Source organism: Acidovorax sp. GW821-FHT09B03, from assembly GCF_059418305.1.
Genome location: NZ_JBWKPP010000008.1, coordinates 61,512 through 86,447, shown reverse-complemented (window position 1 = coordinate 86,447; position 24,936 = coordinate 61,512). Strand labels below are relative to the sequence as shown.

Annotated in this window: 21 protein-coding genes; 5 read left to right on the top strand and 16 right to left on the bottom strand. The window is 67.6% G+C overall.

Going from position 1 to position 24,936, the window contains the following annotated elements; translation table 11 throughout:
- The 3 genes from AC07PA_RS16210 to AC07PA_RS16200 all read left to right on the top strand — a co-directional run bounded on the left by AC07PA_RS16210 (position 1) and on the right by AC07PA_RS16200 (position 2,786).
- Positions 1–360, top strand: coding sequence for a hypothetical protein (locus tag AC07PA_RS16210; protein ID WP_145697131.1), 360 nt, complete (start codon positions 1–3; stop codon positions 358–360).
- Positions 361–564: 204 nt separating this feature from the next.
- Positions 565–1,728 carry an ABC transporter substrate-binding protein gene (locus tag AC07PA_RS16205; protein ID WP_145697218.1) on the top strand — a complete coding sequence of 388 codons (1,164 nt, stop codon included), beginning with the start codon at positions 565–567 and terminating at the stop codon, positions 1,726–1,728.
- A 104-nt stretch (positions 1,729–1,832) separates the two neighbouring features.
- Positions 1,833–2,786: an AEC family transporter gene (locus AC07PA_RS16200; protein WP_494606914.1), complete on the top strand. Its 954-nt coding sequence runs from the start codon at positions 1,833–1,835 to the stop codon at positions 2,784–2,786.
- A 60-nt stretch (positions 2,787–2,846) separates the two neighbouring features.
- Here AC07PA_RS16200 and gspD read toward each other — a convergent pair whose 3' ends face one another.
- From gspD to AC07PA_RS16125, 15 genes are all read right to left on the bottom strand, one after another.
- On the bottom strand, positions 2,847–5,330 hold the full coding sequence (gene gspD / locus AC07PA_RS16195) for a type II secretion system secretin GspD (RefSeq protein ID WP_494606915.1): 2,484 nt from the start codon (positions 5,328–5,330) through the stop codon (positions 2,847–2,849).
- A gap of 40 nt (positions 5,331–5,370) precedes the next feature.
- The gene (locus AC07PA_RS16190) at positions 5,371–5,988 is read right to left on the bottom strand and encodes a hypothetical protein (protein ID WP_007849733.1); all 618 of its coding nucleotides are present in this window, start codon (positions 5,986–5,988) and stop codon (positions 5,371–5,373) included.
- Positions 5,985–7,331, bottom strand: coding sequence for a hypothetical protein (locus AC07PA_RS16185; protein WP_494606918.1), 1,347 nt, complete (start codon positions 7,329–7,331; stop codon positions 5,985–5,987). The genes AC07PA_RS16190 and AC07PA_RS16185 overlap by 4 nt, the downstream gene beginning before the upstream one ends.
- Positions 7,332–7,406: 75 nt before the next feature.
- Positions 7,407–8,453: a hypothetical protein gene (locus AC07PA_RS16180; RefSeq protein WP_494606920.1), complete on the bottom strand. Its 1,047-nt coding sequence runs from the start codon at positions 8,451–8,453 to the stop codon at positions 7,407–7,409.
- Complete coding sequence (locus tag AC07PA_RS16175) at positions 8,450–9,094, bottom strand: PulJ/GspJ family protein (protein WP_007852035.1); 645 nt, start codon at positions 9,092–9,094, stop codon at positions 8,450–8,452. Before AC07PA_RS16175 ends, AC07PA_RS16180 begins: the two co-directional genes overlap by 4 nt.
- A complete protein-coding gene (locus AC07PA_RS16170) occupies positions 9,091–9,600 on the bottom strand; it encodes a type IV pilus modification PilV family protein (RefSeq protein ID WP_494606922.1) in 510 nt (169 codons plus the stop codon). Before AC07PA_RS16170 ends, AC07PA_RS16175 begins: the two co-directional genes overlap by 4 nt.
- A 4-nt stretch (positions 9,601–9,604) precedes the next feature.
- Positions 9,605–10,084, bottom strand: a complete 480-nt coding sequence (locus tag AC07PA_RS16165) for a prepilin-type N-terminal cleavage/methylation domain-containing protein (protein WP_494606924.1) — start codon at positions 10,082–10,084, stop codon at positions 9,605–9,607.
- Positions 10,085–10,111: 27 nt separating this feature from the next.
- On the bottom strand, positions 10,112–10,564 hold the full coding sequence (gene gspG, locus AC07PA_RS16160; RefSeq protein WP_494606926.1) for a type II secretion system major pseudopilin GspG: 453 nt from the start codon (positions 10,562–10,564) through the stop codon (positions 10,112–10,114).
- A gap of 44 nt (positions 10,565–10,608) precedes the next feature.
- Positions 10,609–11,742, bottom strand: coding sequence for a type II secretion system F family protein (locus AC07PA_RS16155; protein ID WP_494606928.1), 1,134 nt, complete (start codon positions 11,740–11,742; stop codon positions 10,609–10,611).
- Positions 11,743–11,807: 65 nt separating this feature from the next.
- Complete coding sequence (locus AC07PA_RS16150; protein WP_052024349.1) at positions 11,808–13,406, bottom strand: GspE/PulE family protein; 1,599 nt, start codon at positions 13,404–13,406, stop codon at positions 11,808–11,810.
- Positions 13,407–13,646: 240 nt separating this feature from the next.
- Positions 13,647–15,776, bottom strand: coding sequence for a replication restart helicase PriA (gene priA, locus AC07PA_RS16145; RefSeq protein WP_494606930.1), 2,130 nt, complete (start codon positions 15,774–15,776; stop codon positions 13,647–13,649).
- Positions 15,777–16,261: 485 nt separating this feature from the next.
- Complete coding sequence (locus AC07PA_RS16140; RefSeq protein ID WP_494606932.1) at positions 16,262–16,750, bottom strand: hypothetical protein; 489 nt, start codon at positions 16,748–16,750, stop codon at positions 16,262–16,264.
- Between the two features lie 447 nt (positions 16,751–17,197).
- A complete protein-coding gene (gene hemE, locus AC07PA_RS16135; RefSeq protein ID WP_494606934.1) occupies positions 17,198–18,313 on the bottom strand; it encodes a uroporphyrinogen decarboxylase in 1,116 nt (371 codons plus the stop codon).
- 208 nt (positions 18,314–18,521) lie between these two features.
- A complete protein-coding gene (locus AC07PA_RS16130) occupies positions 18,522–20,102 on the bottom strand; it encodes an MFS transporter (RefSeq protein ID WP_007852057.1) in 1,581 nt (526 codons plus the stop codon).
- Positions 20,103–20,266: 164 nt separating this feature from the next.
- The gene (locus AC07PA_RS16125; protein ID WP_007852061.1) at positions 20,267–20,812 is read right to left on the bottom strand and encodes a MarR family winged helix-turn-helix transcriptional regulator; all 546 of its coding nucleotides are present in this window, start codon (positions 20,810–20,812) and stop codon (positions 20,267–20,269) included.
- 78 nt (positions 20,813–20,890) lie between these two features.
- On the opposite strand from AC07PA_RS16125, the gene AC07PA_RS16120 reads away from it, so the two are divergent.
- Together AC07PA_RS16120 and AC07PA_RS16115 are read left to right on the top strand one after the other, a co-directional pair.
- Positions 20,891–21,844 (top strand): Bug family tripartite tricarboxylate transporter substrate binding protein, encoded by a 954-nt coding sequence (locus AC07PA_RS16120; RefSeq protein ID WP_494606937.1) that lies wholly within the window; start codon positions 20,891–20,893, stop codon positions 21,842–21,844.
- Positions 21,845–21,853: 9 nt separating this feature from the next.
- Positions 21,854–23,185 (top strand): sulfatase family protein, encoded by a 1,332-nt coding sequence (locus tag AC07PA_RS16115; RefSeq protein WP_494606939.1) that lies wholly within the window; start codon positions 21,854–21,856, stop codon positions 23,183–23,185.
- Between the two features lie 9 nt (positions 23,186–23,194).
- Here the strand turns inward: AC07PA_RS16115 and paaN are convergent, their stop codons facing one another.
- Positions 23,195–24,865 (bottom strand): phenylacetic acid degradation protein PaaN, encoded by a 1,671-nt coding sequence (paaN, locus tag AC07PA_RS16110; protein ID WP_494606941.1) that lies wholly within the window; start codon positions 24,863–24,865, stop codon positions 23,195–23,197.
- Positions 24,866–24,936 lie beyond the last annotated feature (71 nt).

Sequence of the window (24,936 nt, the reverse complement as noted above, 5' to 3'; positions counted from 1 at the left end):
ATGGCGACTCTCAATGAATCCCTGAACCAACTGCAGGCCGTGGAAGGCGCACTGTGCGCCGCCATCGTCGACAGCAGCAGCGGCATGCTGCTGGGCAGCATCGGCACGGGGGTGGACATGGAACTGGCCGCCGCCGGCAACACCGAAGTCGTGCGCGCCAAGAACAAGACCATGCAGGCGCTGGGCCTGCAGGACACCATCGACGACATCCTGATCACCCTGGGCAAGCAGTACCACATCATCCGCCCAATGGCATCCAAGGAAGGCATCTTCATCTATGTGGTGCTGGACAAGGCCCGCGCCAACCTGGCCCTGGCCCGCCGCAAGGTGCAGGACGTCGAGAAGCTGATCGAATTCTGACGGGGCGCACCGGCACGCGCTTTCCTGCGGGAAACCCCGCTGTCCCAGGTCTGTTTGCAATTTGATACTGCACGGACCAACGAGACAAGCCTGAAAGGCCGTGCCATGCCAACCAAGAGCCTCGCGCCACCGCGCTCCACCGCCGCCGCGCCGCAACGCGCAGCCCGGGGTGGGGCGCTTTTTCTTTTGGGCACGCTGGCGGCAATGGCCCTGGCCGCGCTGCCCGCCCGCGCGCAGATAGGCAGCACCGCGCCCGTACGCATCGGCGTGGTGGGGCCGTTCACCGGTGCCTCGGCCGACTTCGGCGTGCCCATGCTCAACGGCATCCGCATGGCGGTGGATGAGATCAATGCCGGTGGCGGCTACCTGGGCCGGCCGCTGGAACTGGTGGTCAAGGACGACGCCGCCAACCCCGACCAGGGGCGCAAGGTCTCGCAGGACCTGCTGGCCGAGAAAGTCGTCGCCACCATCGGCTTTTGCAACACCGGCGTGGCCATGAAGGCCATCGACCTGTTCCAGGAGGCCAGGTCGCCGCTCATCGTCCCCTGCTCCTCGGGCACGGCCGTCACGGCCAAGTACCCGCCGGCCGAGAGCTACATCTTCCGTGTGCAGGGGCGAGACGCGCTGCAGGCCCCCTTCATGGTGGAAGACATCGTCAAGCGCGGCTGGGACAAGGTGGCCATCTTCGCCGACAAGACCGGCTATGGCGAAGGCGGCTACAACGACGTGGTGGCGGCCCTGGCCGCCAAGAACCTGAAGCCCGTGCACGTGGCGCGCTTCGACCTCGGGGTGAAGGACCTCACCGCCGAGCTGGCGGCCGCGCGCAGTGCCGGTGCCAACGTGGTCTTCAGCTACACCGTGGGGCAGGAGAACGCCGTCATCGCCAATGGCAAGAAGACCCTGGGCTGGAAGGTGCCGCAGGTCGGGCCGTGGACGCTGTCGTTCCCGTACTTCCTCGACGGCGCGCGCGATGCGGCCGAAGGCGCACTCATGGTGCAGACCTTCATCGCCGAGCCCAGCAACGAGCGCCGTGCCTCCTTCCTGTCGAGCTACACGCGCAAGTTCCAGCGCAAGCTGGCCGTGCCCATGGCAGCGGCCAATGCCTACGACGCCACCTATTTGCTGATGTACTCCTTCCTCGGCATCCGCGACGGCAACCTCAACGGCCCGGCGCTCAAGGAGTCGCTGGAGGGCAAGATGAAGACCTACTACGGCGTGGTCGCGACCTACGACAAACCGTTCAGCACGTCCGACAAGGACGCCATCACGCGCAACATGCTGGTGATCGGCGCGGTGAAGAACGGCGCCATCACCTTTGCCTACCCCGAAGATGCCAAGCGCAACCTGATCATCCAGCGCAAGCAATAAGCAATAAGCAACAGGCCGGCGGCTTCGCAGCTGGCGATGCCACCCGCCTGACTCTGCGCTGACGGTGCGGCCCTGCACGGCGCAGGCCACCCGACAATATCCCCGTGCTCTCCGTCCTGCTCGTCACCTTCCCCTTCTTCGCCCTCGTGCTGTGCGGTTACCTGGCCGCCCGGCGTGGCGTGCTGCCGCAGCCTGCCATTCCGGGGCTCAACGCCTTCGTGCTGTACTTCGCGCTGCCCTGCATGCTGTACCGCTTCGGCGCCAGCACGCCCATCGCGCAGCTGCTGGACCCGGCCGTGGCCGGTGTCTACGTGCTGTGCGCGCTGACCATGGTGGCGGCCACGGTGGCGCTCACGCGCCGCGGGCGCATCGGCTGGAACGACGCGGCCTTCGGCGCGCTGGTGGCCGCCTTTCCCAACACAGGCTTCATGGGCGTGCCGCTGCTCGTGGCGCTGCTGGGCGCCCAGGCCGCAGGCCCTGCCATCGTCACCATCGCGGTGGACATGCTGGTCACCAGCTCGCTGTGCATCGCCCTGTCGCGCATGGACGGCGCGGGCACGCACGGCGTGGGCGTGGCGCTGCGCAATGCCTTCAAGGGCATGGCCACGAACCCCATGCCCTGGTCCATCGCGCTCGGTGCGCTGGCCTCGGCGTTGAGCTTCCAACTCCCCGGCCCGGTGGACCGCACCGTGGCCATGCTGGCCGATGCGGCATCGCCCGTGGCGCTGTTCACCATCGGTGCGGTGCTGGCGCGCTCGCAGATGAACCAGCACGAGCAGGTACCCACGCGCGAGTACGTGCCAGTGGCATTGGCCAAGCTGCTGGTGCACCCGGTGCTGGTCTGGGCGGCAGGCACGGCAGCCATGGCCGCCGGTGTGCCGCTCACGCCGTTCGCGCTCACCGTGCTGGTGCTGGTGGCGGCCTTGCCCAGCGCCAGCAATGTCTCACTGCTGGCCGAACGCTTCGGCGCCAACAACGGGCGCGTGGCGCGCATCATTCTGGTGTCGACGGCGCTGGCGTTTCTGAGCTTTTCGGGGGCTGTGGCCCTGCTGACCTGAGTCCGCCACAAAGCAAAACAGCCCACCGAGGTGGGCTGTTTGGTTGTCGGGCCGGCGAGATCAGTTGACGAAGGCTTCGCTGTTCTGGATCTGCGGGGCTTTCAAAGCGGCAGGCTTTTGCTGGCTGCGGACGGGTGCGTCGCGGCCCAGGTTCGGTGGCACAGTCGTATCTTTGTCCTGAAGCATGACACGCAGCTTTTGCAGGCTTTCCTGGAAGGTGCCTGCGAGGCGATCGGCCTCTTCGCGGTTGCTGACGATGTAGGGAGTGATCGTGATCAGCAGCTCGGTCTTGGTTTTGGATTTTTTCGTGTTGCCAAAAAGACCGCCTACCACCGGGATATCTTTGAGCACAGGAATGCCGTTGACGTCACCGGTACCGCGTTCTTCGATCAGGCCTGCCAGCATGATGGTCTTGCCATCTTCGATGGTTGCGTCCGTGGTGACTTTGCGTTTCAGGAAGCTGGGATAGCTCGTTCCGCCTGCAGTGAGCGGTTCACCAACGCTACTGACCTCCTGCGAGATGCTCAAGGAAAGGCGACCAGTAGACGTGATGCTGGGTTTGACCTCCAGCAAAATCCCGGTGGGTCGGTACTGCACCGAATTGGATGTAGAGAACTGATTGCTGCCGAGCAGGCTGTTGCTCGGCGTGGACACCGTTTGCGTGATGATGGGCACTTCAGCCCCTACCTCGATCCGGGCAACTTTGCCATCGCTGGCCAGAACGTGCGGTGCGGAAAGCACATTCACACTGGTGTCCTTGCCAAGCAGGTTCAACAGGCCAATGACCTGTCCAGCGCTTCCGAATACAGCGTAGTTGAGGCCGCTCCCAGTTCCGGTGACCGCAGGCGTCAGGCCTGCTGTACCCGCAGAGGTGATGGAGGTGGACGGCGCGATCGGACCTTCCAATCCGAGGAAACCCGGCCAACTTTTCCCACCCGTGCTGAGCGCGGATTTGAGCCACCACTCCACACCATACTGCAGTGTGTCGGTGAGTCCTACTTCTGCAACCATTACCTGCACCATGACTTGCCGCGGCGCAGTGTCCAGGCGCTCAAGTACCTTGCGCACTTGCTGGTAGTCCTGAGGAGATGCTCTTACGATCAGCGTATTGCTCTCGGAGTCTGCAATCACTTGGACCGAGCCGCCCAAGCCTGGCGCTGTTCCGGTCGTGCCTTGCGAAGGCGTGTTGCCCCGTTCGATGGTGCGTGCAGCAGAACTGTTGTTCTGATTGTTGGTGCCCGTTGCAGCCCCGGGGCTTCCGGTGTTGGTACCCGTGGCACCCGTCGCAGAACCAAACGCCGTGCCCGTTGCCGACGGCAGCCCCGACGCCCCCGAATTCGCATTGTTCTGCGTCGGCGCCGACCCGCCAAAGATCTGCGTCACCAGGCCCGCCAGATTCGCCGCATTGCCATTGGCCACCGGGTATACGTGCACGAACGAACCCAGCCCATTGCGCGGCTCGGCATCGAGCGTCTTGATCCACTGCTCCGCCGTCTGCAGCAGTGCCGGATTCGCCGCAGCCACCATCACCGCGTTCATGCGTGCCACGGGCAGAAAGTAGGTCTTGGTGGCGTCGGTGCCGGGCTTGTTGAAGATGCCCGAGGTCTTGAAGATCGCGTCGAGCTCCTTGGCCACGTCGGCCGCCTCGCTGTGCGCCAGCGGGAACAGCTTGATCTGCACCTGGCTCACGTAGTCCGAGTCCAGGGTCTTGACCATCTCGACGATCTTCTCGACGTTGGCCGCCTTGTCCACCACGATCAGGTAGCGGTTGGAGGGGTCGTTGGTGATGGCCGCCTGCGAGCCGACAAAGCCGCGCAGCGTATTGGCCAGCTGGTTGGCCTGCACGAACTGCACCGGGATGATCTGCATCACCGACGAGGCCGCTCCCACGCCCGGGCCCAGGCCGGCGTCGCGCACCGCGTTGGTGTCGCGCAGCACCTTGTAGAGCTTGCCCTGGCGCACGATGGAGATGTTGCTCGCCGCGAGCGCCGTCTCCAGCGTGCTGTAGATGTCGGCCATGCTGATGGCGCCGGTGCTCTTGAGCGTGACGCGGCCCTGCACGGTGGGGTCGATCACATAGTCGAGCTTGAGCACTTCGCCGAGCACGACCTGGATCACCTCGTAGATGTCGGCATTGTCGAACTTGAGCGTCACACCCGGGTTGGGCGTGTTGGACAGCACCGCGCCGGGGTTGCCGCCAGCGGGCGTGGTGGCTGCCACAGCGCCGGGTGCAGGCATGGCCAGGGGGGCGGGCATGGTGGGCGCTGCTGCAGTACCGGGTGGGGTGGGCTGTGCCGCTGGTGACGCGGCCGGAGCGGCCACGGCGCCGCCTGCCTGCGGTGCCTGGATCGTGATGCCGGGCATGCTGAAGCCGCCGGGCACGGGGGTGCCGCCGCCGCTGGGCACTGCGGGCATGGGCTGGCCCGTGAAGGGGTTGATCGGTGGCTGCTGGGCCATCACCAGGTGCGTTGCCGTCAGCGTGGGCAGGAGCGCAATGCTCACAGCGGTCAATTTGCGCAGCATGGGAGGAATGGATTTGTTCATTGCAGTCTTCTGAAATTCAGCAGTTCGGCTGGGTTTCGATTTATTTTCGGGCGGCTGCCGCAGGCGCAGCAGGGGCGGCGGCCTCGGGCAGCGGCTTCATGTGCAGGCCCGAGAAGCGCGCCACGACGTGCAGTTGCTGGCCGCCGCGCTGGGTGTCGTCCACCACCTTGATCTCGACCTTGTCCATGACCAGCAGCTTGGGCGACTGCGCCAGGGCGATCTGCAGGCGCGGCAGCTGCTGGGGCACGCCGTTGAAGCGCGCCGTGAGCGACATGCGCGAGACGCTGCCCTTGGGCGCGTCCGAGAACTCCGACAGGTCGATGTTGTCGAAGTACAGCCCCTGCAGCAGCTTGGTCACCTGCTGCTGCATGGCGTTGACGGACTCGGTGATGTCGTTGGCCACGAACAGCTGCTCCTGGATGGGCGTGTAGCTGCCGCCCACCTGCTCGCTGTTGGCCTGGACCTTCTTGTCGAGGTCGAGGGTGTTCTGGTTGCTTTCCAGCAGCGTCTGCAGGTCGCTGGCCTGCTCGCGGTGCTCCAGGTAGCCCGTGAGGCGCTGGTCCACCAGGGCCGCGATCAGCAGCAGCACGACGACGGGAAAGGCAAAGTACTTGATGCCGTGGGCGGCATGCACCCGCTTGAGATCGCGCTTCATCATGGTTGGGATGCCCCCGATGCGGGTGGCTTGGCCGGTGCTGGAACAATGGGTTTGGGTGCTTCCTTGCGCGCCTGCAGGTGGATCTGCGGGGTGCTGGCGGCCAGGTACTCCGGCACGGGGAAATCGGTCCAGGCGCCGAAGCCGGCCAGCGGCCGCTCCTGCAGCCATTTCACGCTGCCTTCGTTGCCCTGGCCTGCCAGTGCGACGACGCCATTGTCAGAGCTGAAGTACTGCAAGGTGGCGGGCGGCGGTGGGAAATACGCAACCAATTGCGAGAACGGGCCCAGCGCGGAAGGCGCCTCGCGCGCCGTGTTGACCGCCTGCACCGCGTCGGCCATGCGCAGCGTGCGGGCCTTGAGCAGCTTGGCGGCTTCCACCTTGGGCAGGTCCTTGCGCACGCGGTCGCGGCCCTCCTCGATCTGGCGCACCAGCCGGCCATCGTGCCAGACCATGAGCGCCAGCCCCGCCAGGCCCACGGCACCCAGCCCGAGGCTGAACACCTTGAGCGCCTGCACCATGTCGTTGTGCGTGTGGCGCACGATGATGCCACCCTGGTCCGAGCGCCAGAGCTTCTCGAGCAGGTCGCCGTGCGACGCCGCTGGCAGCACGTGGTGCTGGTAGTCGGCCCAGGTCTGGGGTTCGGCCGCGTAGCCCTTGGGCGTGGTCAGCTGCACCGGGCGGCCAGGGGCGGTATCGGCGGGCGCGCCCAGCGCGGCCAGCTCCATCTGCAGGGTCTGCGCCAGGTGTTCGTGGGTGTCGGCCGCGTCGAGCACACGGGTGCGCAGCATGGTGCCGTTGGCCGCGTAGACATGCAGGTACTGGTCGGAGGCATCGGTCTCGACCACGGCGCGCAGCGAGGCGGGTTGCCTGGCGGCGATGCGCTGGAACAGCTGTGCGCGGGCGTACAGCTCCACCAGGGCCAGGCGGCAGGCGCTGCTGATGCGCTCGATCTCGGTCACCCAGTCCTTGTGCATCCACATCAGCGAGGCGCCCTCGGCACCGCCGAAGGCGTCCACCTGCGTGCGCGTGTCGCTGGCCGGGAAGGGCAGCGAGGGGGGGGCGCCCGCCCCCTGGGTATTGGGCGGAACAATGCCCAGGATGTCGCCGGCCAGCACCCAGTGCGCGCGCGTGCCTGCCGGAATTTTCCAGCGCGCCACATTGTCGGCGAGCTGCTGCTGCAACTGCGACGAGAAACCATCCCCCTCGGGCAGGGGCACCACGAGCTCATGCGCACGCTTCCAGCCCAGCAGCCCGCGGTAGAAATGCAGGATGCACAGGCTGTGCGGTGAGAGGGAGAGCACCAGCTGGTGCCGCCAGCTGGCTGAGGGGGAGAAATTGCGCATCGGTTGAGGTTTCAATCTGATCGGGATGTTCTTTTCGGGGCAGCCTTCGGGTGTCGGTCACAGGGTTGGCGGTTGTCAGCGGGCGCTCACATCGGCCACGGAATCCACCACGCTGAACTTTCCACCCTGCTGGACCAGGGTTGCCACCAGCGCTGCGCCGGTGGGCCGAGGTCCGCCCAGGCGCAACCGCGCCGTGACGGCCGTGGGCGGGCCCGCCATGTCGGCCGCGATCAGCCCCGTGCCGTTGGTCCATTGCTGGGCCAGCGCTGCCGTGATGGGGGTGCCTGAGCGGCGCATGGTGGCCAGCCGCTGCAGGTGGTCGTCCGTGAGATTGCCCAGGGTCCGCAGCAGCACGATGGGGGTGGTGTCCAGCCGCACCTTGCGGTTCCTGGTGCCAACCACCAGCAGGTCCTGCAAACCCACGGGAACCTGGGTGGTGCCACCCCGCACCAGGGGGCGCGGTATCTCGTTCCAATCCAGCAATTCTCGCATGCTTGAAAATCCGGCCGTTCCGCGCGCGTCCATCACCCGGTTCTTGAACTCCATGGTCAGCAGCGCCAGCTCGCGCGCACGCGGCGGGGCCGTGCCCAGCAGGGCGAACAGCCGTTCCCATTCCTGGGCGGTCAGGTCGTTGGCATCGGGCAGGCCGCTGGCGTCCTGCAGCTCGGCGGTGAACGGCTGCCGGCCCAGCGTGGCTTCGTAGCGTGCCGTGGGCGTGGTGCCTGCGGCGGCCGCCGCGGCCACCCCCCGGGCAGAGGGGGCGGTGCCAGGGGCGGTCGCGGGCGGAGCGCCGGGCTCCGGCAGGCGCCACAGGGGCCAGTTGCGGCGCACCTCTTCGGGCAGGGGTGGGTTGGCACCCGCCACCGCCGAGGCGATGCCCAGCTGCAGGGCGGTGTAGGCGGCGGCAGACTGCAGCACATAGGCTTCCTGCAATGCCTCCTTTTCGCGGGCGAGCAACTGCGCATCCAGGCGCAGCGAGACCGAGACGCCCAGCACCACCGTGGTCACCACGGCCATCAGGCCCAGCGCAAACAGCAGGATGTAGCCGCGCTCGCCAGCGCGACCGGCCCGGCGGGCACGGCGCTGCAGGGGCCGGGGGGGCAGCAGGGTGCGGGTGGTCATGGTGCGCCAGCCTCGCTGCGGGCCTTGTAGACCAGGGCTGGCATGTCGTCGCGCACACCCGACAGTCCCATGCGCAGCAGGTCGGGCGGCTGGCGCAGTTGCTCCCACTTGGCCAGCCAGGTAGGGATGGGCTTGCCTTCGCGGTTGGGCAGGCGGGTCAGGTACGAGAAGGCACACATGCGCAGGCCCGAGGCCAGCACCTGGGTGTCGAGCAGGGTCGGGGTCGGTCTGTTGCCGGTGTTCGTGGGGGTGGCGGGGGGCAGCGTTTTCACGCGGTGCACCAGCGCCAGGCTGTTGCTGCCTTCGGCGGTTTCGCACGCATATTCCACGCGCGCAATGGCCGGGGCCGCACCGGGCGTGCCCATCACCGGGTGCAGGGTGTCGAACTCCAGCGTGGTGGCACTGCCCTTGACGGAGATGCCGCGGGTGGTCCATTCGTGGCGCAGGATGCGTTCGGCACCACGCACTTCCTCGCGCGAGCGGGCGCGGTCGCTGTTGCGGCCGTAGAAATCGAGCGCCGTGGACATGGCCGAGGCGCCGATCACCGCCACCACGGCCGAGATGGCGAGCGCCACCATCAGCTCCAGCAGCGTAAAGCCGCCCTGGGCGCCGGGGTGCGAAGTGGGGTGGCGGCGCATCATGGCGAGGGCCGCACGGGGTTCTGTGGATTCGCCGGGGTCGACGAGGTGGGCGCTGCCGAGCCGCCCGCAGTGCGCTCACCCGGCGGGGGCGGTGCCAGGCGGTAACTGTTCAGGCGGTAGACCTGCTGGTTGCCCTTGGGGCCCCAGAAGACCTCGACCTCCACCTCTTCGAGCTTTTGCCGGAAGGCCGGAATCCGCTCCTGCTGCGCGCGGGTCAGGGCCTCGAAGGGGCGCAGGTGGACGCGGTAGCCGAAATCGGTGCCGGCATAGCCCTGGTCCACGGCGTCGTCGGCCACGGCGAAGGTGGGGCTGGCCAGCGCTTCGTCGAGCTTGGCCTGGGCCAGGGCCATGGCGGCGGTGTGGCCGTTGATCTTGTCGTCCAGGCGCGCCGTGCCCGAGATCGCGGTGAACGCGATCGCCAGGCCGAAGCCGATCAGCACCATGGCCACCAGCACCTCCAGCAGCGTGAAGCCGTGTTGCGGCAGGGCGCGCGGCCGGGCGGGCACGGGCTTACTGTTCGGTCGGCGCGGCATCTTTTCTTTCAATGCGTCCGCTGACGCGGGCCATGCGGAACTGCTGCTGCACGCCCGAGGGGGTGCGCACCAGAAAGGCCGCTTCCTGCACGGTGCCATCGGGGAAGAAGAGCAACTGCAGGGTTTCGTCCTCGGGCCGGGTGGCCGTGGCCGGCGTGCGCGGGCGGTCCGCGGGGCTGGCAATGAGGCGGTAGTTGCCGGGCAACTCCAGCACATTGCCGGCCGCCGTGGCGATGCGCCCCGAGTCAAAGTACACCGTGGCTTCCACCGGCGCCCCCCCGAGCACGGCCCGGTTGCGCAGGCGCTTGAGCTCCTGCTGCGTGCGGTCGAGCCAGCGGCGCTCCTCGGCGCGGCCGGCCAACTGGTCCACCGAGACCATGGCCAGGCCCGTGCCGATGCCGACCAGCACCAGCACCAGCAACAGCTCAAGCAGCGTGAACCCGGCGGTCTTTTTCATGCGCAACCGCACGGAGCCCCAAAGGCGTTATTCCCAGCTGCGGATGTCGGCGTCGTCCCCGCTGCCGCCTTCCTTGCCGTCAGCGCCCAGGGACGAGAGCTCGTAGTCGCTCTTCTCGCCCGGTGCACGGTAGACGTAGCTGTTGCCCCAGGGGTCCTTGTCCACCTTCTTCTTGAGGTAGGGGCCGCGCCAGCGGGCGGCTTCGGCCGCGTCGGCGGGCTTGTCCGACAGGGCGGCAATGCCCTGCTCGGTGCTCGGGTAGCGCGACATGTCCAGGCGGTAGGTGTCCATGGCAGCGCCCAGCATCTCGATCTGGGTGCGCGCTGCCTTGACCTTGGAGGCGTCGAGCTGGCCGAACAGGCGCGGGCCGACCAGCGAGGCCAGCAGGCCCAGGATGACCATGACGATCAGCAGTTCGATCAGCGTGAAGCCGCCTGCGCGGCGCAGCGCGGGCTTGCGGGAGGGGAGCTTGAAGGGCATGTGCATTGGAAAAAACCTACTTACTTACTACGTCACTTGTTCATTTACAGGGGCATGTCGTTGATCGAGAAGATGGCGGTCAGCATCGACACCACGATGGTGCCGATCAGCCCGCCCATCAGCAGGATCATCATGGGCTCGAACAGCGCCACCAGGTTGCGGGTGGCCTTCTGGATGTCCTTCTCATACTGGTCGGCCACCTTCACGAGCATGGCATCGAGCGCGCCCGACTCCTCCCCCACCGCGGCCAACTGGCCCAGCAGGCGGGGAAAGAACGGGTCGGCGCGCACCGGGCCCGACACGCCTTTGCCTTCCTGCACGGCGCGCACCAGCCGGTCCAGCGCCTTGCGCAAGGGGATGTGCTCGGTCAGCTCGCGCACGATGCGCATGCCGGTGAGTATCGGAACCCCGCTGGCCAATAGAGTTCCCCAGGTGCGGCAGACATGGGCCAACTGGATCTTGAGCAGCAGGGGCCCCAGGATGGGCATGCGCAGCAGCAGCAGTTGCCAGCGTTCGCGCCATTTGTCGTCGCGCAGGGCCATCACGAAGCCGGTGAGGGCCACGGCGATCACCCCCAGGATGTACAGGCCGTAGGCCTTCAAGAACTCGCCGGTGCCGATCAGCACGGCCGCCGCTGTGGGCAGCTCCTGGTGCATGTCGGTGAAGATCTGGCCGAACTTGGGCAGCACGAACACCGTGAGCCCGAGCAGCGCGCTGACGCCGAAGAAGAACAGCAGCACCGGGTAGATCGACGAAGTGACCAGGAACGAGCGGAACTCGATGCTGCGCGTGTAGAACTCCACCAGCCGCTGCATCACCACGGGCAGCACGCCGCCTTCCTCGCCGGCGCGCACCATGTTCACGTACAGGCGCGGGAACACCGAGGGGTGGCGCATGAAGGCATCGCCCAGCGAATTGCCCTTTTCCACGTCCACCACCACGGCCTGCATCACGCCGCGAAAGAAGGGCTGCTCGATGCTGCTCTGGCAGATGTGCAGTGCCCGGTCCAGCGGCAGGCCGGCGTCCAGCAGGGTCAGCAACTGCTCGGTCATGGCCAGCACGTGCTTGATGCCCACGCGCTTGCTGCCGCCGCCGAGCGAGGCGGTCCAGCGGATGCCGGAGGCGACCGGCTGCTGCTCGGACGCCAGTGGCAGGTGCTGGGCGGTGTCGGCTGGCACAGGGCTGCTGCCAGCGTCGGCTGCAATCCCCTGGCTGGCGGCACCTGAGCTACCCGGCCGCGGCCTCACGTCATCTCCTGGCGGGTGACGCGCGCCAGCTCTTCGAGGGTGGTGATACCGGCCAGCACCTTGCTGATGCCGTCGGCGCGCATGGTGCGCACACCCTGCTCGATGGCCTTGCGGCGCACGCCTTCGGCCGGCATCTTCTGGATGATGGCTTCCTTGATGGCCGTGGTCATGGGCAGCATCTCGTAGATGCCCGTGCGGCCGATGTAGCCCGACTGGCCACAGTGGTGGCAGCCCTTGCCGTGGAACAGCTCGGTCACCTGGTGGGCCTCGACACCCTCTTCGGCCAGGAACAGCAGGTCGGCCGAGGTGGGCGTGGTGCTTTCGCGGCAGTGCGGGCAGATCACGCGCACCAGGCGCTGCGCCACGATGAGCACCACCGAGGAGGCGATCAGGTAGCTCTCCACGCCCATCTCCATGAGCCGGTGGGGCGCGCCGAACGAGTCGTTGGTGTGCAGCGTCGAGAACACCAGGTGGCCCGTGAGGGCGGACTGGATGGAGATCTCGGCCGTCTCACGGTCGCGGATTTCGCCGACCATGATGATGTCCGGGTCCTGCCGCACGATGGAGCGCAGCGCGCTCGCAAAGGTCAGGTCGATCTGCGACTTGACCTGGATCTGGTTGATGCCGTCGATCTGGTACTCGACCGGGTCTTCCACGGTGATGATCTTGTTGCCCGGCAGATTCACCTGGCCCAGCGAGGCGTACAGCGTGCTGGTCTTGCCGCTGCCGGTGGGGCCGGTCACGAGGATCATGCCGTGCGGCTGCACGATGGCGGCCTCGAGCATGGCCAGCGCCTCGGCGTTCAGGCCGAGCGAGTCCATGCCCATCATGCCGGGGCCCTGGTCCAGGAGGCGGATGACCATGCTCTCGCCGTACACCGTGGGCACGGTGGAGACGCGCATGTCGATCTGGCGGCCACCGACTTCCATCTTCATGCGGCCGTCCTGGGGCAGGCGGCGCTCGGCGATGTTCATCTTGGCGCGCAGCTTCAGGTGCGAGATGGACGCCATGTACATGCGCCGCGGGGGCGATTCGGCGTCGAACAGCACACCGTCGATGCGGTAGCGCACGCGGAACTTCTGCTGGCTGACCTCCAGGTGCAGGTCGGACGCCCGGCTTTCCACCGCGCGCAGCAGCAGCGACTGCACCAGGCGCACCACGGGGGCGTCCTCGGCCAGGGCCTTGAGGGTTTCGAGGTCGTCGTCCTGGTTCTCGGAGCCCGATGCGTTCTCGTCGTCGAAGGCGGCGAGGTTGGCGTTCTCGGGGCGGTAGACCTGGTCCAGGCCGGAGTGGATCCACATGCGCGGCGCCAGGTGCAGGCGCGTGGGCACGGAAAAGAACTGCTTCAGGGCATCGAGCGCGGCCAGCTGCACGGGCACGCTGGAGGCGATGTGCACCGCTTCGTCCGTGACCGAAAAAGGCAGCAGCGAGTTCGTGCGCAAAAAGGCTGGCGACAGGCCCTCGATCGGGGACACGTCCTGCAGCGCATGCGTCATGGTGTTGAGCAGCGGCACCTTGAGGTTGCGCGCGAACTGGGCCAGAAGCTCGGCTTCCTGGTTGCCGGCGTCATCGGTGCCGATGGGGAGACTGCTCATAGTTGCTGTGGGAATGGCCGGTTCGGCACTGGGGGGCATGGGGTGGAAGGGGTTTGCCAGCGGCCCATGGCCTGCAGGATGGGCGCTGAACGGCCCGTGCAGCCACAGGCCGGGGGCGTTCAGGCACCACCCGGCATTGTAGTTTGTTCGCCTTTCGCGGGGCACCCCCTGCATGGGTGGGCTTGTGCCGGCGCGCGTAACAAAGATGAGTGCGTGTTAATGGGGATCAGATCGTGGGGGTCAGATCGCGAGGGGGTCGACATCCACCAGCCAGCGGATCAGTCCCTTGTGGGCCGGATCGCTGCGCGTGGCCTGCATCACCGGCTGCCAGGCGGCCAGAAAGCGTTGCAGGGCCGTGCGGCTCTCGCTCTCCAGCAGCATCTGGGCGCGCTCCACATTGGCGATGCGCTGGATGGTCAGCGGCACGGGCGGGTACAGGGTGACATGGTCCACGCCCGGCAGGCCGTGCTCCCGGGCGGCAGCGCTGGCTGCGGTCAGGAAGGCCTGGGCCACCTCCTGGGTGCGGGCGTCGGCGCGCACCAGGGCCTGGTAGGCAAACGGCGGCATGCCTGCTTCCTGGCGCTCCTTGAGCTGCTGGGCCGCGAAGGCGGGGTAGTCGTGCGTGCGCAAGGCCTCGAACACGGCATGCGTGGGGTGGAAACTCTGCACCCACATCTCGCAGGGCGCGCCGCCCTGGGCGGCCATGTAGGCCGCATCGCGCCCGGCGCGCCCGCCGGCCTGCATGAGCAGGGCGAAGAGCCGCTCGGCCGCGCGGAAGTCGCTGGAGAACAGCGCCCCGTCAGGCTGCACGGCGGCCACCAGGGTGATGCGGCGAAAGTCGTGGCCCTTGGCGATCATCTGGGTGCCGACCAGCACGTCCACCTCGCCCGAATGCACCTGGGCCAGCTGGCTTTCCAGCGCGCCCTTGGCCTTGGTGGTGTCCGCGTCGATGCGCGCGATGCGCGCGGGCGAGCCGTCGGGGCGCAGCACCTCGGACAGCAAGCCTTCGAGCTGCTCCTCGAGCTGCTCGGTGCCCCGGCCCATGGACAGGATGTCGGGGCTGCCGCAGGTGGGGCAGTGGCGCGGCACGCGCACCGTGTAGCCGCAGTGGTGGCAGCGCAGGGTGCGATCGGTCTTGTGGAACACCTGGTGGGCGCTGCAGTGGGGGCAGTCGCTCTTCCAGCCGCAGTCGGCGCAGTGCAGCACGGGGGCATAGCCGCGGCGGTTGAGCAGCACCATGCATTGCTCGCCGCGCTGCACGCGCTCGGTGATGGCGGCCAGCAGCGGCGCGGTGAACACTGCGCGCTTGGGCTGCTGGTTCATGTCCACCCGCCGCACGCGCGGCAGTTGCCCGGCGCCGATGCGGCTGGGCATGTGCAGGCGCCGGTAGCGGCCGCCCTCGGGGTCCTCGGGCGTGGGCGGGCGGCTGGCGTGCCAGCTTTCCAGCGATGGTGTGGCCGAGCCCAGCAACACCTTGGCGCCCTGCTCGCGCCCGCGCCACACGGCCAGGTCGCGCGCCGAGTAGCGGGCGCCCTCCTGCTGCTTGTAGCTGGGGTCGTGTTCCTCGTCCACCACGATCAGGCGCAGGCCCGGCATGCTGGCGAACACCGCCATGCGCGTGCCCAGCACGATGCGCGCCGCGCCGCTGTGGGCGGCCAGCCAGCTCTTGAGGCGCTGCGGGTTGGTCATGCCGCTGTGCAGCGAGACCACGGCCTGGGCGCCGAAACGCGGCGCGAAGCGGGCGGTGAAGCGCTCTTCGAGCTGGGGGGTGAGGTTGATCTCGGGCACCATCACCAGGGCCTGGGCGCTCGGATCGGCGTCCAGCACCTCCTGCGCGCAGCGCAGGTAGACCTCGGTCTTGCCGCTGCCAGTGCTGCCGAACAGCACGAACGGGCCTTTTTCGGCGGCGATCTGCGCGCGCGCGCTTTCCTGCTCGGGTGTCAGGGCCACGCTGGGCAGGGTCTGGCCGGTGTCGCCGGCGGGCAATGCCGGGCGGCGCAGGCGCCGGGCCAACTGCTCAGGGCCCAGGTCGCGCAACTGGGGCGGCAGGGCGGCCAGCGCCACCTCGCCCAGCGCGCGCTGGTAGTAGCGTGCCGCAAACCCGACCAGGCGGCGCCAGGGCGCGTCGAGCGGCGCCACGCCGGCCAGCACCCCAGTGATGGGGCGCATGGTCGCGCCTTCGGGCAGTTCGCCGGTGGCCTCTTCCGCGTCCCAGACCACGCCCAGTACCTCGCGGGTGCCAAAGGGCACCCGCACCAGCGTCCCGGGGGGCAGCGGATCGGGGCTGGCATAGCTCAGCAGATCGCCCACGCCGCTGTGCGAGGGGGCGTGCAGGGCCACATGGACGGTGGTGGTGGATGGAGGCGGCAAGGTCGGTGGTTCAGGGGCAACCTGGAATCGTACGCCAATCCTCCTGGGGGCTCGGGCTGTCCGCGGTGTGGGGAGCTTGCGCGTGCTACTTCATGTGCTGTGGCGGTGTCAGCGCTAAGTCGCTGATCGTGCTGCTTTTTTCAAGTCATCCCACAAATCTGTGGATAACTTTGTTGACATCCTGTCTTCACCGTGGCCCAGGCCGCATGGATACTGGGCTGGAACAAACTGCCTGTAAATCCAGCAGAGAGAAAAAATCCATATGAATCAATCATCTGAAGATTTTTGGAGGGCTTTTCTGTGTTAACCGCTGGTGGGTGCATTTTTGCTGCGCCGCATCACGCTTTGTGTGCATAAGTCGAGCCTGCCCGGTTCGTCAAGGGGAGAATGGCCACCATTTCTGTGCTAGCCGATCGAGTCGGTATGCAGTGTTTTCTATGATGTCGCCCGCAAGTGCTTGATTTTGCAAGGCTTTTGCGAGAAGTTCAGAATTTCTGTGGATAACTTTGTTGATATCCCCTGCGCGCAGCCCGCCAGCCCTTGAAAAACCGTGCTTCCGGTAGGTTGCCCGTCAAAAGTGCAATCGAAGGATTTCCATATGAATCAACCACTTGCGTCGCTGCGAAAATAAAGTGGCGCCCCAGAAACAGCGCGATTGAATTTTTCAAGGATGCGCCGCCAGTGTGCACAACTCCGGCTATTTCCCGCCTGCTGGAGGGCTTCGAGGGGCTCTCTCGATGCCCTCCGACGAGATGGCTGGACTTTTTTTGGCCAGCGCACCCGGGTGCTGGCGCACGGGTGCGATGGATCGCCTGGCCGGAGATTCCGGCCCCGCCCTGCCAAGTCATCCCGGAAATCTGTGGATAACTTTGTTGACATCCTGTCTCCAGTGCGCCGCAGGCCGCATGGATGCTGGGCTGCAACAGAATGCCTGTCAAAACGGCAGGGTCAAAAAATCCATATGAATCAATCATCTGAGGGTTTTTGCTGCCCCTTCTTGTGCTAGTGCCGCAGCATTGGCTTTTGCTGCGCCGCATCACCTTTTGTGTGCATAAGTGCAGTTCGCGCGGTTCGTCAAGAGGACATTGCCCGCCATTCCGTGCCCGCGGTGTAGGACGATGTCCACTGATTCTTGCAGTTCACGCCGCAAGTGCTTGATCTGTCACAGTTTTTTCATGAAGTTCAGAATTTCTGTGGATAACTTTGTTGATATCCCCTGTGTTCTGGCTGCCAGCCCTTGAAAAACCGTGCTTCTGGTAGATTGCCCAGCAAAAGAGCAGCGCATGAATGCCTATACAAATCAATGGCTTGCATGCGGTCCGAAAAAAAGGGCCGTCCAATGGACGGCCCGATAGATTTTCTTGCAGATGCACCACTGCTGTGCACAACCCAGGCTATCCCGCAGCCCGGGAGAGCGCTTTTCAACCCGCGCTGCGCTGATTGCGTGAATGGCTGTGCACGGTTTCCACCAGCGCCGCCACATGCTCGGGTGGCGTGAACTGGCTGATGCCGTGGCCCAGGTTGAAGATGTGCGTGGGGCCGGTGGTGCTGCGGTCGGTGTGCGGCGTGCCGAAGCTGTCCAGCACCCGGCGCGCCTGGGCTGCGATCTGCTCGGGCGGCGCAAACAGCACGTTCGGGTCGATATTGCCCTGCAGGGCCTTGCCCGGGCCGCCCACGGCGCCACCCACCAGGGCCCGGGCGCGCGCCAGGTTCGCGGTCCAGTCCAGGCCCAGCACCTCGCAGTCCAGGGGCTTCATGTCTTCCAGCCACAGGGCGCCGCCCTTGGTGAAGACCAGGCGCGGTACGTCGGTGCCGTCCACGCCGGTGCGCTTGAGCTGGGCCAGCACCCGCGCCGTGTAGGCCAGGCTGAACTCCTGGAAGGCCCCGTCGGCCAGCACGCCGCCCCAGCTGTCGAAAATCATCACCGCCTGGGCGCCCGCGTCGATCTGGGCGTTCAGGTAGGCGGCCACGGCGTCGGCATTGGTGGCCAGGATGCGGTGCATCAGGTCCGGGCGCGCATACATCAGGCTCTTGACCAGGCGGTAGTCGTCACTGCCCTTGCCTTCCACCATGTAGCAGGCCAGCGTCCAGGGGCTGCCCGAAAAGCCGATCAGCGGCACCCGGCCGTTCAATGCCTTTCGAATGCTGGTCACGGCGTCGAACACATAGCGCAGCTTGTCCATGTCGGGCACGGCCAGTTCGGCCACTGCGGCCTCGTCGCGTACCACCTTGGCAAAGCGCGGGCCCTCGCCCTCGGCGAACGACAGGCCCAGGCCCATGGCATCGGGCACCGTGAGGATGTCGCTGAACAGAATGGCCGCATCGAGCGGAAAGCGCTCCAACGGCTGCAGCGTCACTTCGGTCGCGTAATCCACATTGGTGGCCAGGCCCATGAAGCTGCCGGCCTGGGCGCGCGTGGCCTTGTACTCGGGCAGGTAGCGGCCCGCCTGGCGCATCAGCCACAGGGGGGTGTAGTCGGTGGCCTGGCGGCGGCAGGCGCGCAGGAAGGTGTCGTTGGAAAGGGGGGCGAAGCTCATGCCCCGATTGTCGCAGGGCCCGGAAACTGGACTGAATCGCCAGAGCAGATGGGGTTGGGTGTGCTGCCTGCGCAGATGTCGCGGAGGCCTGCAACAAAGGCCTTCATGGGCAGGGCCGCGGCCCTGCCAGCGCCACCGTGGATCCGGCTTTGCCGGTCCACCGGAGGCGTCCCCCTCAGGGGGAAGACGCGCAGCGGCTCAGGGGGAGCTATCTCTCCGCGATGTAGTGGGACATGCGCACCACCTCGCCCGGCGCGAGGAAGGCACGCACCTCGGTCTCCAGCGTCTGGTCGGCCATGGTGGCGCGGGCGCGCTGGTGCAGGTAGTCGGCCCAGGATTCGACGATGAAGCGTTCCACATAGCGGGTGGGATCGCCCAGGTCCTTGTAGACGCGCCAGAAGGTGGCGCCATCGCGCCGGCGCGGGGCCTTCATGCGGCTGATGGTGTCCAGGAAGGCCGCGTCCGTGCCTTCGGCGATGCGGTAGCTCACCTCCACGGCCACCGGGCCTGCCTCGGGCAGGGGTTCGGCCTCGATGAAGAGTTCGTCCCAGGGCGTGGCCTGGGTCACCTCGTGCAGGGCGCCCATGCGCAGCGGCATGGGGCGCGCGAGCAGCAGGCCCACGGCCATGCAGGCCGCGGCGGCTACCAGCGTGGGCGCCAGGCCCACGATGTCCGAGGCAGCCCCCCAGATGGCCGAGCCCATGGCGAAGGCGCCCAGGGCCGTCACCATGTGCATGGCCACGGCGCGCGAGCGCACCCAGGGTGGTGCGCTGGCCTGGGTGGCGGTGTTGAAGGTGGACATCGCCGACATCCAGGCCGCACCGCCGAACATCATCGCCAGATAGACCACGATGGCGGTGTGCGAGAACGCGGCCACCAGCATGGCGCCTGCGAACACCACGCAGGCCACGTTGACGATGACTTCCAGCCCGAAGCGCGCGCGCAGCTTGCCAATGACCAGGCCCACGGCCACGGCGCCCGTGCCCAGGCAGCCCATGAGCAGGCCAAAGCCCTGGGCGCCTGCACCCAGCTGGCGCTGGGCGATCACCGGCAGCAGCGCCCACAGGGCCGAGCCGGCCGCGCTGAAGGCCGTCACGCGCACCAGCTGCGCCAAAATCATGTGCGAATGCCAGGCAAAGCGCAGCCCGCTCAGGGTGCCGCCCCACAGGCGCTCGGCCGGCAGCCGGGTGGGCGCATGCGGGCGCGGCGGCCAGCGGCGAATGGACTCCCACATCACCATGGTGGTGACGGCCGCGATGGCGAACACCCAGCCTGCGCCCAGCTGGGCGAACACCAGGCCGGCCAGCGTGGGTCCCACGGCGCGCGCCGCGTTGTAGGCGATGCTCACGGCCGTGATGGCCTGCGGCCACTCGTCGCGCGGCACCGGGTCGATGACCGAGGAGTTCCAGGCCGGCGTGAGCACCGCCGTGCAGCAGCCGCAGACGAACACCAGGAACAGCACCGAGGCCGGCCCGCCCTTGCCCGCCAGCACCAGTACCGCCAACAGGCTGCAGGCGGCGATCTGCGCGATCAAGGCGCCGGAGATCAGCCGGCGCCGGTCGGTGGTGTCGGCCAGCACACCGGCCGGCAGCGCCAACAAAAACATGGGCATGAACACGGCTGTCTGCACCAGCGCGGCCAGGAAGGACGAGCCCGACAGCTCCACCATCAGCCAGGCCGCCGCCATGGTCTGCATGCCGCTGCCGATGAAGAAAACCCCACCGCAGATCCACAGGCCCCGGAAAGCAGGTTGGCGCAGCGGACTCCAGAGCGAGGTGGATGAGGACATGGATGGCGTGGGGCGTGGTTCTATAGATAGAGAAGACAGACAGGGCGTGTGGCGACCCTTTGCCACAGGATAGCGGCAGCCGACGCATTGCGGTGCGCCAAAGCCCGTTTTTCCTGTACGGCGGCCAATGGAGTGTGGGAATGGGGCCGGCTGTGGGCGTACCGCTACTCCGGGTGCCGCCCGCCGCGCAGCCGGTAGGTGCGCGGCACGTCGGTGCGGGTGGCCACCAGGGCCTCGGCCTGGCGCTGCATGTGGACCAGGCTGGCATCGAGTGTGTCGAGGGCACGGGCATCCAGCCCGGTGAGCAGGGCCTGGTTGAGCGCCTTGATCTGCGGGAACAGGGCGTCGTGCACCGCCTGGCCAGCCGGGGTGAGCGAGAGCACCGCCTGGCGCCGGTCCCCCGGCATGGCCTCGCGCGTGATGAGCTTCTTGCCCAGGAGCGAGGTGATGGCGCGCGAGGTGCGGGCCCGGTCCAGGCCCAGGCGCTCGGCCAGTTCAGCCGGGGGCATGCCGGGTCGCTCGGCCAGCCACATCAACAGGCCCCATTCGCGCCGCGTGATGCCGTAGCCGCCCTCGCACAGGCGCACCACCAGGCTGCCGGCCACGGCCAGCAGGCGGTTGAGCCGGTACATCAGCAGGTGCCGGGCCGCCTCGGGGTCGGCCAGCCGCAGCGGGTCATCGGGTTCGGGCATCAGGGTAAACACGGGCATGGATTGTTTAGATCAATCGATTGTGGCCCTTCTAAAGTGCGCCATTCCTTCTATCGATATCCATTCGGGAGCCTTGCCATGTGGAAACCCCTCGCCTCCGTGTTCACCGCCGTGCTGGCGCTATCGGCCGCACTGGCCCAGGCGCAGGAGGCACCACTGCGCATCGTCGTCGGCTATGCGCCCGGCGGCTCCAGTGACCGCGTGGCCCGCATCGTGGCCGACAAGCTGCAGGCCAAGCTGGGCTCGCCCGTGATCGTGGAGAACCGCACCGGCGCCGGCGGGCGCCTGTCGGCCCAGGCCGTCAAGAGTGCGCCGGCCAACCAGCCTGCGCTGCTGCTGGCCAACCCGGCCGTGATGCTGGTGGCGCCCCTGGTTTTCCCCGACGCGGGCTATGACGCGGAGCGCGATTTCCGCCCGGTGAGCCATGTCAACAGCTACGAGTTCGGCGTGGCCGTCTCCGCCGCCGTGCCCGTGCGCGAGCTGCCGCACCTGATCGCCTGGTTGCGCGCCAACCCCGACAAGGCCAACTTCGGCGTGCCCGCCACGGGCAGCCTGCCGCACTTCTTCGGGCTCATGGTGGGCGATGCCGCCAAGGTCAGCGCCGAGGTGGTCGGCTACCGCGGCTCGGCCCCGCTGCTCAACGATTTGATCGGCGGCCAGGTGCCCGTGGCCTTCGACACCTTCGACACGCTGCTGCCCCAGCACGAGGCGGGCAAGGTCCGCATCCTGGCAGTGTCCAGCGCCAAACGCAGCCCGCTCGATCCCAAGATCCCCACCTTCAAGGAAGGCGGCCTGGACCTGGCCGCCACCGGCTGGAACACCTTCTTTGCGCCCATGAGCATGCCCAAGGCCCAGGCCGAGCGCCTGGCCGGCCTGATCCACGAAGTGATGAAGGACCCCGACACGCGCCGCAAGTTCGAGGCCGCCAAGATGGAGCCCGTGGCCAGCACCATGGCCCAGACCGAGGCCATGCTCAAGGCCTACCGCGCCCAGTGGGCACCCGTGGTGCAGCGCTCCGGCTTCAAGCCCTGAGGTGCCTTCATGAGCCATACACGTCCCAACATCGTCTTCATCGTCGCCGACGACCTGGGTTATGCCGACCTGGGCTGCTACGGCGGGCGCGAGGCCGCGTTCGGCCCCGTCTCGCCCGTGCTCGACGGTCTGGCCGCGCAGGGCCTCAAGCTCACCCAGGGCTACTCGAACTCGCCGGTGTGCTCGCCCACGCGCTTCGGGCTGATGACGGCGCGCTACCAGTACCGCCTGCGCGGCGCGGCCGAGGAGCCCATCAACAGCAAGAGCCGGGGCAGCAGCACGCTGGGCCTGCCGCCTTCGCACCCCACGCTGCCCTCGCTGCTGCGTGCCGGCGGCTACCGCACGGCGCTCATGGGCAAGTGGCACCTGGGCTACCCGCCGGCCTTCGGGCCGCTGCAGTCGGGCTACGAGGAGTTCTTCGGCCCCATGTCGGGCGGGGTGGACTATTTCACGCACTGCAGCTCCGCTGGCCAGCACGACCTGTACCTGGGCGAGACCGAGCAGCAGGAGGACGGCTACCTCACCGACCTGATCACCGACCACGCGCTCGATTTCGTGGAGCGCATGGCGCCCGGTGCTCAGGCCGGCACGCCCTTCTTCCTGAGCCTGCACTACACGGCACCGCACTGGCCCTGGGAGACGCGCGACGACGCGGCGCTGGCCGAGGAGGTGCGCCAGAATTTGTTCCACCTGCACGGCGGCAACATCGAGACCTACCGCCGCATGATCCACCACATGGACGAGGGCATCGGCCGCATCATGGCCGCCCTCGCCCGCCATGGCATCGATCGCGACACGCTGGTAGTCTTCACCAGCGACAACGGCGGCGAGCGCTTCTCGGACAACTGGCCCCTGGTGGGCGGCAAGATGGACCTGACCGAGGGCGGCATCCGCGTGCCCTGGATCGCCCATTGGCCCGCCGTGATCGCGCCGGGGGGCGAGAGCGTGCACAGCTGCATGACCATGGACTGGTCCGCAACGATGCTCGATGCGGCCGGCGTGCCGGCCGATGCCGACTACCCGCTCGATGGCGTCTCGCTCATGCCGTTGCTGCGCGATGCCGGGTGGGACTGCGAGCGCCCGCTGTTCTGGCGCATGAACCACCGCGGCCAGCGCGCCATGCGCCTGGGCGAGTGGAAGTACCTGCGCGTGGATGGCAACGACTACCTGTTCCACCTGGCCGACGACGAGCGCGAGCGCGCCAACCGCGCCGGAGTCGATCCCGAGCGCCTGGCCGCGATGCGCGCGGCATGGGAGGCGTGGAACGCCACCATGCCGGCCATCCCGGAGGACGCCACGGTCAGCCTTGGTTACTCAGTCAAGGACATGCCGCAGCGGTAGCTCTCTCTACTAGACAGTTGGCGCAGCCACATGTTCGCGCCGCTGCACGATCACGAAGCGGTCGGCCACGAAGGCCAGGTTGGTGTAGCTGGCGTTGGCGGCCGGGTTGCCGCCCGTGGCGTGGTAGTCCGAGAACGACGCCGATTGGTTCACGAACACACCCTGCGTGAGGTTGATGGACAGGGCCACGCGCGTGCGCCGGCCCAGGGCGATGGCGGCGTCGATGTAGGCGCGGTCGGTGGAGTACACGCCCAGCGTCAGCGCGCCATGCGCGCGCAGCGTGGCCTCGGCCACCTGCAGGCTGGCGGCGCCCGAGTCGGTGGCCACCAGGTAGGACACGGGGCCGAAGCATTCCTGGCCGTAGATGGCGCTGTCGGCCTGCTCCAGCGCCACGATCACCGGCGTGTGGATCTGCGCGTTCGCGAACTCGGGGTGGGGCAGGGCACGCGAGGCCAGCACCAGGCGGCCCTGGCCGCTGGCCTGCTGCATGCGGGCCACGGTCTCGGGCGAGCCCACGGCGCCCAGCACCGAGGTGGCCACGCGCGGGTTCGAGGCCAGTTCGGTCACGGCGGCGGCCAGGTCCGCACCCACCTGCTCGAAGCTCTTGTGCCCTTCGTCGGTGGCGATGCCGCTACGCGGCACCAGGAGGTTCTGCGTGGTCGTGCACATCTGGCCGCTGTACAGCGACAGCGTGAACGCCAGGTTGCGCAGCAGGGCCGCGTACTGGTCGGTGGATTCGATGATCACCGTGTTCACGCCGGCCATCTCGGCATACACGCGCGCCTGGCGGGCGTTGTCGATGAGCCAGCGGCCGAACTGGTTGCTGCCCGTGAAGTCGATGCTGGCCACCGCGCTGTGCGTGGCCAGGGCCTGGGTGTCTTCGGCACGGGGGCTCAGTGCCAGGGTCACGGTGTTCGGGTCCAGCCCCTGCTCGGCCAGCACCTCGCGCAGGATGTTCACCGAGATCGCGGCCGGCAGCACGGCATTGGGGTGCGGCTTGACGATGACCGGGTTGCCCGTGGCCAGCGCGGCGAACAGGCCGGGGTAGGTGTTCCAGGTGGGGAAGGTGGCGCAGCCCACCACCAGCGCGACGCCGCGGCCTACGATCTCGTAATGCTTTTGCATCACCAGCGACGGGTTCTTGCCCTGGGGCTTGTCCCACAGCGCCTGGCCTGGCACGTCGGCCATGGCCTTCCAGGCGTAGGCGATGGCTTCGAGTGCACGGTCCTGCGCATGCGGGCCGCCGGCCTGGAAGGCCATCATCGGGCCCTGGCCGGTGGTCAGCATCACGGCGTGCGCGATCTCATGGCTGCGGCGGTGTATGCGCACCAGCGCCTCCAGCAGCACGCCCGTGCGGCCCTGCGCGCCCAGTGCCTGCCAGGCGGGTTCAGCCGCCTGGGCCGCATCCAATAGGGCATGCACGTCGCAATCGGGGTAGCGCACGTCCAACGCCACGCCGTAGGGCGAGCGCTCGGTGGCCAGGCGGCCTTGCTCGCCGGGCTGCTGCAGCGCAAAGTCCTTGCCCAGCAGGGCATTCACGGCCGCCTGGCCGTCGGCCTGGCCGGTCTCGCCATAGACCTTGGGCGAGGGCGATTCGGGGAAGGGCGTCCAGTGGCCGCGCGTGGCCAGGGCTTCAAGGGCTCCCTCCAGGAGGGCACGGTGGGTATCGAACAAGGGCATCAAATTGTCTCCGCTAGGGTTTGCCCTGATGGGTTTGACTTGCATCAGGATTCGGGAAAGTTTATTCTCTA

Coding starts and splice junctions, on each gene's coding strand:
- AC07PA_RS16205 (WP_145697218.1), top strand. CDS start 565: ATGGCCCTGGCCGCGCTGCCCGCCCGCGCGCAGATAGGCAGCACCGCG.
- AC07PA_RS16140 (WP_494606932.1), bottom strand. CDS start 16,750: ATGATTGATTCATATGGATTTTTTGACCCTGCCGTTTTGACAGGCATT.
- AC07PA_RS16185 (WP_494606918.1), bottom strand. CDS start 7,331: ATGCGCAATTTCTCCCCCTCAGCCAGCTGGCGGCACCAGCTGGTGCTC.
- paaN (WP_494606941.1), bottom strand. CDS start 24,865: ATGCCCTTGTTCGATACCCACCGTGCCCTCCTGGAGGGAGCCCTTGAA.
- AC07PA_RS16150 (WP_052024349.1), bottom strand. CDS start 13,406: ATGAGCAGTCTCCCCATCGGCACCGATGACGCCGGCAACCAGGAAGCC.
- AC07PA_RS16210 (WP_145697131.1), top strand. CDS start 1: ATGGCGACTCTCAATGAATCCCTGAACCAACTGCAGGCCGTGGAAGGC.
- AC07PA_RS16120 (WP_494606937.1), top strand. CDS start 20,891: ATGTGGAAACCCCTCGCCTCCGTGTTCACCGCCGTGCTGGCGCTATCG.
- AC07PA_RS16115 (WP_494606939.1), top strand. CDS start 21,854: ATGAGCCATACACGTCCCAACATCGTCTTCATCGTCGCCGACGACCTG.
- AC07PA_RS16125 (WP_007852061.1), bottom strand. CDS start 20,812: ATGCCCGTGTTTACCCTGATGCCCGAACCCGATGACCCGCTGCGGCTG.
- AC07PA_RS16165 (WP_494606924.1), bottom strand. CDS start 10,084: ATGAAAAAGACCGCCGGGTTCACGCTGCTTGAGCTGTTGCTGGTGCTG.
- AC07PA_RS16130 (WP_007852057.1), bottom strand. CDS start 20,102: ATGTCCTCATCCACCTCGCTCTGGAGTCCGCTGCGCCAACCTGCTTTC.
- AC07PA_RS16180 (WP_494606920.1), bottom strand. CDS start 8,453: ATGACCACCCGCACCCTGCTGCCCCCCCGGCCCCTGCAGCGCCGTGCC.
- gspD (WP_494606915.1), bottom strand. CDS start 5,330: ATGAACAAATCCATTCCTCCCATGCTGCGCAAATTGACCGCTGTGAGC.
- AC07PA_RS16175 (WP_007852035.1), bottom strand. CDS start 9,094: ATGATGCGCCGCCACCCCACTTCGCACCCCGGCGCCCAGGGCGGCTTT.
- AC07PA_RS16190 (WP_007849733.1), bottom strand. CDS start 5,988: ATGATGAAGCGCGATCTCAAGCGGGTGCATGCCGCCCACGGCATCAAG.
- hemE (WP_494606934.1), bottom strand. CDS start 18,313: ATGAGCTTCGCCCCCCTTTCCAACGACACCTTCCTGCGCGCCTGCCGC.
- gspG (WP_494606926.1), bottom strand. CDS start 10,564: ATGCCCTTCAAGCTCCCCTCCCGCAAGCCCGCGCTGCGCCGCGCAGGC.